The sequence below is a fragment of the Halomonas sp. BDJS001 genome, assembly GCF_026104355.1.
Classification (GTDB): Bacteria; Pseudomonadota; Gammaproteobacteria; order Pseudomonadales; family Halomonadaceae; genus Vreelandella.
In genome coordinates, this window is record NZ_CP110535.1 from 2,922,231 (window position 1) to 2,936,130 (window position 13,900).

Genomic DNA, 13,900 nt, shown 5'->3' on the forward strand with positions numbered 1-13,900 from the left:
ATGGGCCGGTGGAGAAACCATTCTCTCGCAATCATCTCAAGTGCACTCCTGGCTGGCTGTGGCGACAATCCCACTGAGCAGCGATGGCAGAGCTATCATCAACAGCTTGCCAATGACCTTGCCGTGACGGACATCAAACGAACGGATCCCGGTAATATCGGTGACTTCCCCGAGCGCCCTGATCGGGTTATAGCGATCCCTGAGACTCGGGATAGCCTACTGAATGTATACGCTTTGCGTGAATGCCAAATAACCTCCCTGGTTGCCGCACGGAATAACCAGCTAGGCCGAGTCGCGCCGCCCAGCCAACAGTGGTTATATGAGCGCACCCTCTGGCAACGGCTGAGCACCTGTTTGAATAGCGAGGTTCCCGATCAGTTAAGCGATGAGGATCGTACCCGCCTAGAGCAATTAACAGTGACTAAAACAGGCCAACTGCCGGCGGTAAGCTGGAACGCTATTTTTGATTCCAGCGAGTGGGTGAAGAGCTTCTCACGAGCAAGCCAACCTTTATCTAACGTCGATGAAACTGCTATTAAGGAGCAGCTTGACGCCATCGATTATTTACAGCAAATGACAGATCACCAGTTTGACCGCAGTTGGGTGCAAGACTCTTCAACCCTTGAAAACCATTTAAAAACCCTGCAAGAGCGCCCCCTAACCGCCGAAGTGTTGCGCGCCCTGCTACTCGCCACTCAACGCTTAACTGAAGCAAGCGCGTTGTTAGCTCGGCACAGCGATACCAATCGCTGCTTGACTCATTGGGAGTCGCAGCCGCTTGAGCGTTTAGCAAGCGTAGCCAGGCAGTGGTTAACAGCGATTAATCGCTTAATCGATGCCCAGCAGGTAGACAAGCCAAAGGCGGTTCAACGCTATCAAGCACGTTGGCTTTCGCTGATAAATAGCCAAGCGCCCTGGCGTCAGTTCCAGCAAGCACTTCTGGAGCACCAAGCGCTACGAGCACAGTTTTCACTTTGTTCAAACAATTAAAAAGCGTAGAACCCTTAACCTTATGAGCAACTTGTGCTATTGGTGAATAATGAAGCAAGATGAATAACGACGCACACCAAACATCTGCTTCACCAACGTGATGACCACGCAGCACAAGGAGGGACACAATGGGCGCATCCCTGTCACCCCGCTCTGCCCAGGTCATCGACCTGGAAACTGTGCGCCAGCGTCAGCAGGCGCAAAAGTGCCTAGTCCGTTTAGCCCCTGAGCTAGATGGTTTAGAGATGGTGTACCAACTCGCTGCGAGTCCAGATGCCTACTATGGCTTGCCTATTTTGGCCTGGGGATTAAAAGAGGACGGTAGCGTCATCGGCTTGGTGCCGTGGATGGAAACCCTGGCAGCCTGCCAAGATTTGAATAGCCAAGAGAATGGCTACTTCATAGGTTATCGTGATCCTGAAACGGAAGAAATTTTTGACACACCGCCGGATCACAAATACCACGAGCTCGTCGCGGCGGCTGAATACTTTGATTATGAGGCTTCTGGCGAAGTCACCCTCATTCAGCAAATCCCCGACACTTTGGGCACCCATGCACTGTGCATGAATCACCCAAACTCGCCCTGGCATATGAAACCCGTTTTCGGCTGGCGCCTTTACAGCGATGGCAGTCTGGACGCATTGCTTGCCGACGAGAGCAAAGCCGCAATGACGCCGATTTTGTTAGGGGATACGTGTTTGTACAGCGCCCACGCCCGCCATCAAACCGTCTACTTTTTCCAGCGCCATATTGCCAACCGTATACTGGAAGAAGATCCAGCAACGCTTGATGCGCTAGCCATGATGGTTGTGGCAAGTGATTAACCGAGCGCCTAATGCTGCTTTTTGAGCGAGGCCAACATCAATGGGGTGATGCGAGCCTCGCATGGGGCGGGTCGGCTATTACAAAGGGCTACGCTAAACGTATAAAGTAGAGGTAGTTACTCTCAGAGGAGGTATCCTGCTTAAGCAGTTCGTGCCCTAAAAATTGACAAAACTTGGGCACGTCTCGTGTGGTGGCTGGGTCAGTGGCGATCACTTTGAGCACTTGGCCTGAGGCCATGTCGCGCACTTTGTTATGCATTAGCATAATAGGCTCTGGGCAGTAGAGTCCTGTGGTGTCCAGTACCGCGTCAAAGCTGGGTAACGTACCCGTATTATCAGCCATTAATATCCTCGATGTAGGAAACAGTAAGTATGATTAAAGTTATCATCGAACGGCGAATCATGCCCGGTCTTGAAGAAGAGTTTGAGCAAGCAGCGCGGGAGGCAATGCGCGTTTCCCTTGGCGTAAGGGGCTTCATAGGCGGTGAAACACTGGTAGAACTGGGTCACACCGATCGTCGACTGATGATTACCAAATGGCGTGATATCCGCGCCTGGAAAGAGTGGCACTCAAGCGAAGCACGGACGATGGCCATGCAGCGTATTTTACCGCTGTTAACCGAAGATGAAACTATCCGAATTTACGAAGCTGGCTATTAAACCAAAAGTTTCAACAACGTTAATCCCTAAGCCTCACATGCACAGTCACCTCTTCACGATCATGGAAGAGGTGGCGGCACGATATGGTGGCATGCACACCTGCTTTTTCAAGCGACTCTTCCAAGGCTGTCAGGCAGCGCGTGACCTCCTCCCAGCGCTTTTTCATGGGCAATTTGAGGTTAAAGATCGCCTCTTTGCACCATTTGCGAATCAACCAGCGCTCCACCATGGCTAATACCCGTACAGGTTTATCAACGATGTCGCAGACCAGCCAGTCCAGGCGCTGTGGTGGCTCCCAGGTAAAGCCATCCTCTTTGAGATGATCAATCTGCCCTGTCTTCATCAACTGTGATTCCATCGGGCCATTATCGATGGCGTATACGTACATGCCCCGCTGAACCAACTGCCACGTCCAACCTCCTGGGGCGGCCCCTAAGTCAGCCGCCTGCATATGCGGTGCTAGCCGCACATCCCACTCATCCCTAGGAATAAACTCGTGCCACGCCTCTTCCAACTTCAGCGTTGAGCGGCTAGGCGCACGGGAGGGAAAGCGCAGCCGACGAATACCATTAATCAAATCGCTACGGTTGCCTGGGAAGCTCATCGCCAGCTGCACTTGATCACCGTCAGTCCAGAAAATATGCAGGCGTCGTGCGCCCGCGCTGCGCCTTAACGCACCACGTTTTTTCAGCATACTTTCCAGCGGCTTGGTAAGCACCTTAATCAGTCCGGCCAGCGCTTTGCCATCATTGGTATCCGGTGTTTCATGCCAAATCTCTTCAAAGCTCCAGCGGCTGGCTTTTACCTGCTCCAGGATAGCGGTAAGACGGTCGTCACGTGAAAGAGTGAGCGCAGGCAATGCCGCTAAGCTCTGGCGCGCGAAAATCAGCTTTTTAAACGCTGCCTGGCGGTGTAAATCATTCACCGCTTCGCCATCGACACGCGTTAAACTTACCCATCCTTCTCCATGAGATGGATCACAGGCAATACCCTGTAATGCTGCATGATGCAGCAGTTCTGCCAACGCATCATTCTCAAAACCAGGACGGCAGTAAACCAACCATGACGTAGGTACCGTTTCACTCACCACTTCACCTCGATTCCGCCCATCACAAACGGTGGGGGGGCTGGCTAATTAATTGGGGCGTATCATAGCATTTATCCATCTGAGGCGTGAGGCGTGAGGCGTGAGGCAAAAAAATCCCCCAAGGCGCAAGCCCCGGGGGATTTTTCATAATAAGTGCCTGACGATGACCTACTCTCGCATGGGGAGACCCCACACTACCATCGGCGCTAAGCGGTTTCACTTCTGAGTTCGGCAAGGGATCAGGTGGTTCACGCATGCTATGGTCGTCAGGCGTAACTGTTAATGCATATCATACTGACTAGGGCTAAATTGTGCTCGTCTCATTGCTTGCCGCCCTGGCGTTATGTCGCTGGGGCCACACGCTGCATATCCGGCTTTCATTGACGTCATCATCACGACCAGACCCCTTGGGTGTTATAGGGTCAAGCCTCACGGGCCATTAGTACACGTTAGCTCAACGCCTTGCAGCGCTTCCACACCGTGCCTATCAACCAGCTGGTCTCGCTGGGCCCTTCAGGAGGCTCTAGGCCTCAGGGATGTCTCATCTTGAAGGGGCTTCCCGCTTAGATGCTTTCAGCGGTTATCCCGTCCGACCATAGCTACCCGGCAATGCCACTGGCGTGACAACCGGAACACCAGAGGGTCGTCCACTCCGGTCCTCTCGTACTAGGAGCAGCCCTTCTCAAACATCCAACGCCCACGGCAGATAGGGATCGAACTGTCTCACGACGTTCTAAACCCAGCTCGCGTACCACTTTAAATGGCGAACAGCCATACCCTTGGGACCGACTTCAGCCCCAGGATGTGATGAGCCGACATCGAGGTGCCAAACACCGCCGTCGATGTGAACTCTTGGGCGGTATCAGCCTGTTATCCCCGGAGTACCTTTTATCCGTTGAGCGATGGCCCTTCCATACAGAACCACCGGATCACTAGAACCTGCTTTCGCACCTGCTCGACGTGTCTGTCTCGCAGTCAAGCACCCTTATGCTCTTGCACTCATTGCACGATGTCCGACCGTGCTGAGGGTACCTTCGTGCTCCTCCGTTACTCTTTAGGAGGAGACCGCCCCAGTCAAACTACCCACCACACACTGTCCTCGATCCGGATAACGGACTGTGAGTGAGAACGCCAATGATGCCAGGCTGGTATTTCAAGGTTGGCTCCGCCCGAACTGGCGTCCGGGTTTCTAAGCCTCCCAGCTATCCTACACAGGCAACATCAGCGTCCAGTGTGAAGCTATAGTAAAGGTTCACGGGGTCTTTCCGTCTAGCCGCGGGTACACCGCATCTTCACGGCGATTTCAATTTCACTGAGTCTCGGGTGGAGACAGCGTGGCCATCATTACGCCATTCGTGCAGGTCGGAACTTACCCGACAAGGAATTTCGCTACCTTAGGATCGTTATAGTTACGGCCGCCGTTTACCGGGGCTTCAATCAAGAGCTTCGCCTTGCGGCTAACACCATCATTTAACCTTCCGGCACCGGGCAGGCGTCACACCCTATACGTCCGCTTGCGCGTTAGCAGAGTGCTGTGTTTTTAATAAACAGTTGCAGCCACCTGGTATCTTCGACCGGTTCGGGCTAGGAGAGCAAGTCTCTTCACCCTACGCTTAGCGTGCCTTCTCCCGAAGTTACGGCACCATTTTGCCTAGTTCCTTCACCCGAGTTCTCTCAAGCGCCTTGGGATTCTCACCCTGACCACCTGTGTCGGTTTGGGGTACGGTCGCACATGATCTGAAGCTTAGAGGCTTTTCCTGGAAGCGTGGCATCAGTGACTTCCTGACCGTGGTCAGTTCGTCTCGTGTCTCGGCCTTAAAAGAGTCCGGATTTACCTAAACTCTCAGCCTACTCACTTTCACCAGGACAACCAACGCCTGGCTCACCTAGCCTTCTTCGTCCCCCCATCGCAACCATGTCCGGTACGGGAATATTGACCCGTTTCCCATCGACTACGCCTTTCGGCCTCGCCTTAGGGGCCGACTCACTCTGCTCCGATTAGCGTCGAACAGAAACCCTTGGTCTTCCGGCGAGGGAGTTTTTCACTCCCTTTATCGTTACTCATGTCAGCATTCGCACTCGTGATACCTCCAGCAGACTTCTCAATCCACCTTCATCGGCTTACACGACGCTCCTCTACCGCTCATCCGAAGATGAACCCGTAGCTTCGGTACCTGGTTTAGCCCCGTTACATCTTCCGCGCAGGCCGACTCGACTAGTGAGCTATTACGCTTTCTTTAAAGGATGGCTGCTTCTAAGCCAACCTCCTAGCTGTCTGAGCCTTCCCACATCGTTTCCCACTTAACCAGGATTTCGGGACCTTAGCTGACGGTCTGGGTTGTTTCCCTTTCACGACGGACGTTAGCACCCGCCGTGTGTCTCCCACGCGTTACTCACCGGTATTCGGAGTTTGCCTCGGGTTGGTAAGTCGGGATGACCCCTAGCCGAAACAGTGCTCTACCCCCGGCGGTACTACGTGAGGCGCTACCTAAATAGCTTTCGAGGAGAACCAGCTATCTCCGAGCTTGATTAGCCTTTCACTCCGATCCACAAGTCATCCAAATCTTTTTCAACAGATCCTGGTTCGGGCCTCCAGTTGATGTTACTCAACCTTCACCCTGCTCATGGATAGATCGCTCGGTTTCGGGTCTATATCCAGCGACTGTGTCGCCCAGTTAAGACTCGGTTTCCCTACGGCTCCCCTATACGGTTAACCTCGCCACTGAATATAAGTCGCTGACCCATTATACAAAAGGTACGCCGTCACCCAACAAGTGGGCTCCGACTGCTTGTACGCACACGGTTTCAGGATCTATTTCACTCCCTCTCCGGGGTTCTTTTCGCCTTTCCCTCACGGTACTGGTTCACTATCGGTCAGCCAGGAGTATTTAGCCTTGGAGGATTATCTCCCTGTCTTCAGTCAAGGTTTCTCGTGCCCTGACCTACTCGATTTCACATGATCAGATTTTCGACTACGGGGCTATCACCCGCTACGGCCACGCTTCCCAGCGTGTTCGCCTAATCAGTCTCATGCTTAAGGGCTGGTCCCCGTTCGCTCGCCGCTACTGGGGAATCTCGGTTGATTTCTTTTCCTCAGGGTACTTAGATGTTTCAGTTCCCCTGGTTCGCCTCGTACCCCTATGTATTCAGGGCACGATACTCATCTTATGATGAGTGGGTTCCCCATTCAGAGATGTCCGGGTCACAGGTTGTTGCCACCTCACCGAACCTTATCGCAGGCTACCACGTCTTTCATCGCCTCTGGCTGCCTAGGCATCCACCGTGTGCGCTTCATTGCTTGACCCTATAACCCGAAGGAGTCTGGATGTCGCAATGATAACGTTCTATTTTGCCGGATACGCTTGAGACGTATCACAATTTAAGAAGCACTTCCTAAGAAGTGTTCTTGTCAGCATGATATACATTGTTAAAGAGCGACTGCTATAAGCAGTGATAAGCGTTCTTTCATATTAAAAAAGACAGAGCCACTTATCACTGCGTATCAACAGCATTCTGATCAGGTAATTCATTGTGGACGCTTACTAACTGTGACGCATCGTTTAAGGAGGTGATCCAGCCGCAGGTTCCCCTACGGCTACCTTGTTACGACTTCACCCCAGTCATGAACCACACCGTGGTGATCGCCCTCTTGCGTTAGGCTAACCACTTCTGGTGCAGTCCACTCCCATGGTGTGACGGGCGGTGTGTACAAGGCCCGGGAACGTATTCACCGTGACATTCTGATTCACGATTACTAGCGATTCCGACTTCACGGAGTCGAGTTGCAGACTCCGATCCGGACTGAGACCGGCTTTAAGGGATTCGCTGACTCTCGCGAGCTCGCCGCCCTTTGTACCGGCCATTGTAGCACGTGTGTAGCCCTACCCGTAAGGGCCATGATGACTTGACGTCGTCCCCACCTTCCTCCGGTTTGTCACCGGCAGTCTCCTAGAGTTCCCACCATTGCGTGCTGGCAAATAAGGACAAGGGTTGCGCTCGTTACGGGACTTAACCCAACATTTCACAACACGAGCTGACGACAGCCATGCAGCACCTGTCTTACAGTTCCCGAAGGCACACCAGAATCTCTTCCGGCTTCTGTAGATGTCAAGGGTAGGTAAGGTTCTTCGCGTTGCATCGAATTAAACCACATGCTCCACCGCTTGTGCGGGCCCCGTCAATTCATTTGAGTTTTAACCTTGCGGCCGTACTCCCCAGGCGGTCGACTTATCGCGTTAACTTCGCCACAAAGTGCTCTAGGCACCCAACGGCTGGTCGACATCGTTTACGGCGTGGACTACCAGGGTATCTAATCCTGTTTGCTACCCACGCTTTCGCACCTCAGTGTCAGTGTCAGTCCAGAAGGCCGCCTTCGCCACTGGTATTCCTCCCGATCTCTACGCATTTCACCGCTACACCGGGAATTCTACCTTCCTCTCCTGCACTCTAGCCTGACAGTTCCGGATGCCGTTCCCAGGTTGAGCCCGGGGCTTTCACAACCGGCTTATCAAGCCACCTACGCGCGCTTTACGCCCAGTAATTCCGATTAACGCTTGCACCCTCCGTATTACCGCGGCTGCTGGCACGGAGTTAGCCGGTGCTTCTTCTGCGAGTGATGTCTTTCCTAATGGGTATTAACCACTAGGCGTTCTTCCTCGCTGAAAGTGCTTTACAACCCGAGGGCCTTCTTCACACACGCGGCATGGCTGGATCAGGGTTCCCCCATTGTCCAATATTCCCCACTGCTGCCTCCCGTAGGAGTTCGGGCCGTGTCTCAGTCCCGATGTGGCTGATCATCCTCTCAGACCAGCTACGGATCGTTGCCTTGGTAAGCCATTACCTTACCAACTAGCTAATCCGACATAGGCTCATCCAATAGCGGGAGCCGGAGCCCCCTTTCTCCCGTAGGACGTATGCGGTATTAGCCTGGGTTTCCCAGGTTATCCCCCACTACCGGGCAGATTCCTATGCATTACTCACCCGTCCGCCGCTCGTCAGCGGGTAGCAAGCTACCCCTGTTACCGCTCGACTTGCATGTGTTAGGCCTGCCGCCAGCGTTCAATCTGAGCCATGATCAAACTCTTCAGTTTAAGATCTATGCGGTTCTTACCTGCCACCCGTAAGTGACAGAAGCGAACCAAACTTGGCTCAAGGTTCAAACGAATTCATTTCAATTTACATTGTCATGACCGCTTGCCTTGATATTTGGTGATTTGTCACCAACATCAGCAAGCGCCCACATGAATTACCTGATCAAATTGTTAAAGAGCTGTTTCGCTGTCACGATCACTTTGAAAGCAATCTGGCCGCCGTTGAACTGGCTTGCCTCAGCGAGGAAAGCGTATTCTACGCATTTCCTGATGGTTGTCAATCGCTGTTTTTTAGCGACTGAGGCGAGCGATACAACTTGCTCTAACCTCCTGACAAACCAAGGCTTTTACACCTTATGCACCGATGGTAACGCTTGGCGTCCCCGGCAGCGGATGCGTACTTTAAGGCCTGACTATCAAGATAGCAAGCAAAAGAAGTCTTGCATATGAAAAAAGCGGCAGAAGGTTGCCCTTCTGCCGAAAACCACCGATCAGAACGCCTGATCAGAGAGTGCTCGTTGGCGTAAAGTAGCACCTCACGCCATCAGTAGCCGATGTTTCATATTTCAAACCCCAAACCAAAATCCTCACTGGAAATCGCCATCAGGCTGGATGCACCCGCTTGGATCATCTGCGCATGGGCTTTAGTACGCGGCAATAGGCGCTGATAATAGAAGCGAGCGGTATTCAATTTAGCAGCGTAGAAAGCCTTATCGTCACCTTCTAGAGAGGCTGACGCCTGCTTGGCAGCGCGTGCAAATAGATACGCCAGGGTGACGTAGCCTGAGTACATCAGGTAATCAACACTCGCCGCCCCTACTTCTTCGCGGTCTTGCATCGCCTTCATACCCACGCCCATGGTCAGCTCGCCCCACTCTGCATTCAGCTTCGCCAGTGGCTCGACAAACTCTTTAAGAGCTGGATTGTCAGCTTCTGTTTTACAGAATTTGTGGATCTCCTTGGTGAATACTTTTAGCGATTCCCCCTGGCTCATCAACACTTTGCGGCCCAGTAAATCCAGGGCTTGAATACCCGTCGTACCTTCATACAACCGGGTAATACGCGCATCGCGAACCAATTGCTCCATCCCCCACTCTTTAATGAAGCCATGACCGCCATAAATCTGGACGCCTTCATTGGTGCTTTCAAAACCGACTTCGGTTAAGAAGGCTTTAACAATAGGCGTTAGCAAGCCAAGCAGCGTTTCGGCGTGATCACGCTCTTCACTCGGCTCGCCATGTTCAACCACATCAAGCATTTGCGCGGTGTACAGCACCAACATGCGCCCGCCTTCAGCAAAGGCTTTTTGTGTCAGCAGCATACGGCGAACATCGGGGTGGACAATAATCGGATCGGCCGGCTTTTCAGGCGCCTGCTTGCCCGACAAACCACGCATCTGTAAACGATCGCGAGCGTAGCTCAAGGAGTTCTGGAAGCTGGCCTCAATCAATCCAAGCCCTTGAATACCTACCCCAAGACGCGCAGCGTTCATCATGGTGAACATGCACGCCAGCCCTTTATTGGGCAGCCCTACCAAGTAACCGGTTGCGCCATCGAAGTTCATCACACAGGTGGCATTACCATGAATGCCCATCTTATGTTCGAGCGAACCACAGGTGACACCGTTCCGCTCACCTACATTACCTTGAGCGTCGGGCAAGAACTTAGGCACTACAAATAGCGAAATACCTTTGGAACCTTCAGGTGCACCGGGCAGCTTTGCCAGCACCAAATGAATGATATTTTCAGCCAGATTATGCTCACCGGCAGATATAAAGATTTTGGTGCCGGTAATCGCGTAGGCGTCGCCTTCAGCAGGCACTGCCCGGGTCTTGATCAAACCCAGGTCAGTACCGCAGTGGGGTTCGGTCAGACACATAGTACCCGTCCAGACGCCTTCTACTAATTTTGTTAAGTAGGTCGCTTTCTGCTCATCGGTACCATGGTGGCGCAGTGCATCAGCAGCACCGTGAGAGAGCCCGGGATACATGCCCCATGCCAAGTTAGTGGAGCAAATCATTTCTGAAAGCAGCATCGCCAATGAAGGCGGTAGGCCCTGGCCACCATGGGCAGGATCAGCAGCCAGGCTCGGCCAGCCGCCTTCTACGTACTGCTGGTAGGCCTCTTTAAAGCCATTAGGCGCCTTGACCTCACCCCCTTCCAGCAGACAGCCCTCTTCATCACCGCTCTGATTAATCGGTAGCAGCACGTCACGGGCGAAACGTGCGCCCTCTTCCAAAATAGCGCTGACCACGTCTGGCGATGCATCTTCACCACTGGGTAGACGCGCGTAGTGAGCGGGGTAATCGAGCATTTCGTCCATGACGAAACGCATATCACGAATGGGGGCCTGATAACTGGGCATCACACTTCTCCTGAAATAAGGGGCCTGGAAGCCAATCAAGTGATTTTGACAGAAGGCTTTCAAACACATGTTTGAAAACTAGCGCGAGCACTCCGCAGAGTCAAGCGAGCGTTTGAATTTAGCCTTAAAACACGCTAGAACTTTGGTCGCCTACGGCGTAACTCCTTAACACCAATAATAAAAAACTCGCCAGCCAAAAGCCGACGAGTCGCGCCGTTTCCCATTCGCCCACTTGCCATTTATTACTGCATGCGAATACCGCCATCCAAGCGAATGACCTCACCGTTAAGCATTGGGTTGGTGATAATTTGCTCGGCCAATCGAGCGAACTCATCCGGCTTACCCAACCGCTTAGGAAAAGGTACCGCCGCTGCCAGCGCCTGAGCCGCTTCATCGGGAATTTCGCTCATCATCGGCGTTTCAAAAACGCCAGGGGCGATAGCCATGACACGAATAGCATGCCGCGACAACTCCCGCGCCGCAGGCAAACTCATGCCAACCACACCCGCCTTGGAAGCACTGTAAGCACATTGCCCCACCTGTCCATCAAAAGCAGCGATAGAAGCGGTATTAATAATTACCCCACGCTCACCACTCTCATTTGGCACGTTCTTAACCATCGCGGCAGCCGCAAGACGCATAACGTTAAAGGTGCCGACCAGGTTGATATTGATCGTTTTGGTGTAGCTGTCTAAATCCGCCGGATTCCCTTCACGATCCACTAGCTTGGCCACGCTAACGACGCCGGCACAGTGAACCACCCCCGAAAGCCCATGCTCTCCCCCCAGCGCTACCGCTGCCTCAACTACCTGCTGCATTTGTTCGGCTGAAGTGATGTCTGCCAGGCACGCTTGAGCCTGCCCCCCCAACTGCTGAGCATGGATTTTGACACTATCGTCTAGGTCGCATAAAACGACGCGAGCACCTGCAGCAACTAACCATTCAGCGGTTGCTGCTCCTAGCCCCGAAGCGGCACCGGTAATTAAAAACGTACTCTCCTTAACCTGCATAACCGTATTCCCTGTGGTTGTTATTGATGGCGGTTCTGTTTACTTGGCTGTCTTGGCATCATCTATCGCCTGGGCACGTAATTTGAAGCGCTGGATCTTGCCGCTAGGGGTTTTAGGCAGTTCATCGACAAACTCAATAATGCGCGGGAAAGCGTGGGTTGATAGTCGCTCACGTACACGTTGCTTGATTTCATCTGCAAGCTCATCACTTGCCTCATAGCCTTCGCGCAGTACGATATACGACTTAATCACTTCGCCGCGAATCTCATCGGGCTGCCCGACCGCCGCCGACTCAGCAACCGCAGGGTGCGTCATCACGCTGTTTTCAACATCCGTTGGCCCCACGCGATAACCCGCCGTGGTAATAATGTCGTCGTCGCGGCCAGCAAACTGGAAGGTGCCGTCTTCATTGCGGATAACCACGTCGCCGGTCAGGTAATAGCCCTCTACAAAAGGGTGCTTCTCTTGCCAGGTGTAACCCTGAAAGAAGTGCGCTGGAGAGTTCTTGATGTCGACAGCCAGGACACCGGGCTCCCCAGCGGGCAGCTCTTTATACTCCGCGTCCAAAATCGCCAGGCGATAACCCGGCATCGGCACGCCCATTGCGCCCACATGCTTGAGATGGTCAAGGGCATGGTGATTATTACAGGTCATGCCGGTTTCGGTCTGGCCGTAGTGATCCATGACCGGACAGCCCAGCGACTTCTCCACCCAGGTCACTACTTCAGTATTGAGAGGCTCGCCCGCCGAGCTCGCCGCACGTAGCTCTAGCGCTTCATGGGCGTCATCAAATAGCCCTGACGCTTTCATTAGCCGGTAAGCGGTCGGCGCAGCGGCAAAATTAGTAATGCGGTGACGCTTCATAAACGCCAGTGCCCCTTCGGCGCTAAACCCTGCCTCGCAAAAATGCGTCGTCACCCCAAGCAGCAAAGGCCCGGCAATCGCATAGTAGAGACCATAGGCCCAGCCGGGGTCGGCCATATTCCAGAAGCGATCATCGTCACGCAGGTCAATGGCCAGCTCCATATAGATCGCAAAAGCCGTCATCCCCGCCAACGGCACGGCAACGCCTTTCGGCTTGCCCACGGTGCCAGAGGTGAACATTTGCAGAAACGGCGATCCAGGGGAAAGCCTTGGCGGCTTGCCGCTCATTGACGTATACGTCAACGCCGTTTGCCAATCATGATCGTCAACATGTTCGCTGGTCGCACCACCTACGGCCAGAACCGGTGGGCACTGACTAAGACCGTCAAATTTATAGCGGTTAGCATGATCGGTAATCACTAGTTTGGTATCCGCCCGCCCCAATCGATAGTCCACCGCATCAGGGCCAAAGGCGGTAAACAGCGGCTGATAAACAGCACCAATACGCCAGGTGGCGAGCACTGCAATCAATAACTGCGGTGACCGCGGCAACATACAGGCAATGCGGTCACCTTGACTCAACCCTTGGGACTGAAACCATCCCGCTAACTTGGCGCTCTGCTCATCCAGCTCGGCGTAGGTCAGGGTGTGCACTTTACCTTCGGTGTCTTCTTGAACCAGCGCCAGCACATCGCCACGCCCGGCGCGCACATGACGCCCGCAACAGGCCTCAAAAGCGTTCAGCTGGCCATCCTGGTGGTCATCCAGGCGGGCAGTAACGCTATCGACGGAAAAGGTATCCAGGTAGTGGTGATAATCAGGCAGTGATTGTGACGTCGCTGTCATAATGGCTCTCTTGTGTTATTGGAAATGAGCTCGGAGTGAGAATAAGCGCAAGCAGTGTTGTTATATTTATCCGTTGACGTTAACGTAAGCTAAAAGATAATAGCAACGCTAAAAGTAAACGACGCAGAGAGCAAGCATAGATATAAGTTGTAGCGTTAGACCAT

General features: G+C 53.3%; 8 protein-coding genes and 3 rRNA genes. 3 read left to right on the plus strand and 8 right to left on the minus strand.

Annotated features, from left to right (window positions below):
• Both OM794_RS13580 and OM794_RS13585 read left to right on the plus strand, forming a co-directional pair.
• Entirely contained in the window at positions 1–990 is a 990-nt protein-coding gene (locus tag OM794_RS13580) for a DUF3080 family protein (protein ID WP_226250938.1), read from the plus strand.
• A gap of 128 nt (positions 991–1,118) precedes the next feature.
• Entirely contained in the window at positions 1,119–1,814 is a 696-nt protein-coding gene (locus OM794_RS13585) for a hypothetical protein (protein WP_226250937.1), read from the plus strand.
• A gap of 88 nt (positions 1,815–1,902) precedes the next feature.
• On the opposite strand, the gene tusA is transcribed toward OM794_RS13585, so the two are convergent.
• Positions 1,903–2,157 (minus strand): sulfurtransferase TusA, encoded by a 255-nt coding sequence (gene tusA / locus OM794_RS13590; protein WP_226250936.1) that lies wholly within the window; start codon positions 2,155–2,157, stop codon positions 1,903–1,905.
• Positions 2,158–2,186: 29 nt separating this feature from the next.
• Between tusA and OM794_RS13595 the strand changes: the two genes are divergently transcribed.
• Positions 2,187–2,474, plus strand: a complete 288-nt coding sequence (locus OM794_RS13595; RefSeq protein ID WP_226250935.1) for an antibiotic biosynthesis monooxygenase family protein — start codon at positions 2,187–2,189, stop codon at positions 2,472–2,474.
• Positions 2,475–2,493: 19 nt separating this feature from the next.
• On the opposite strand, the gene rlmM is transcribed toward OM794_RS13595, so the two are convergent.
• The 7 genes from rlmM to OM794_RS13630 all read right to left on the minus strand — a co-directional run bounded on the left by rlmM (position 2,494) and on the right by OM794_RS13630 (position 13,736).
• Positions 2,494–3,564: a 23S rRNA (cytidine(2498)-2'-O)-methyltransferase RlmM gene (gene rlmM / locus OM794_RS13600; RefSeq protein WP_226250934.1), complete on the minus strand. Its 1,071-nt coding sequence runs from the start codon at positions 3,562–3,564 to the stop codon at positions 2,494–2,496.
• A gap of 152 nt (positions 3,565–3,716) precedes the next feature.
• Positions 3,717–3,832, minus strand: a 5S ribosomal RNA gene (rrf, locus tag OM794_RS13605).
• A 147-nt stretch (positions 3,833–3,979) separates the two neighbouring features.
• A 23S ribosomal RNA gene (locus OM794_RS13610) occupies positions 3,980–6,865 on the minus strand.
• A 257-nt stretch (positions 6,866–7,122) separates the two neighbouring features.
• Positions 7,123–8,651: ribosomal RNA gene (locus tag OM794_RS13615) — 16S ribosomal RNA — on the minus strand.
• The 16S, 23S and 5S rRNA genes sit together here, the layout of an rRNA operon.
• Positions 8,652–9,210: 559 nt before the next feature.
• On the minus strand, positions 9,211–11,016 hold the full coding sequence (locus tag OM794_RS13620; protein ID WP_226250827.1) for an acyl-CoA dehydrogenase C-terminal domain-containing protein: 1,806 nt from the start codon (positions 11,014–11,016) through the stop codon (positions 9,211–9,213).
• A 242-nt stretch (positions 11,017–11,258) separates the two neighbouring features.
• The gene (locus tag OM794_RS13625; RefSeq protein ID WP_226250826.1) at positions 11,259–12,026 is read right to left on the minus strand and encodes an SDR family NAD(P)-dependent oxidoreductase; all 768 of its coding nucleotides are present in this window, start codon (positions 12,024–12,026) and stop codon (positions 11,259–11,261) included.
• A 39-nt stretch (positions 12,027–12,065) separates the two neighbouring features.
• Positions 12,066–13,736, minus strand: a complete 1,671-nt coding sequence (locus OM794_RS13630) for an AMP-binding protein (RefSeq protein WP_226250825.1) — start codon at positions 13,734–13,736, stop codon at positions 12,066–12,068.
• Positions 13,737–13,900 lie beyond the last annotated feature (164 nt).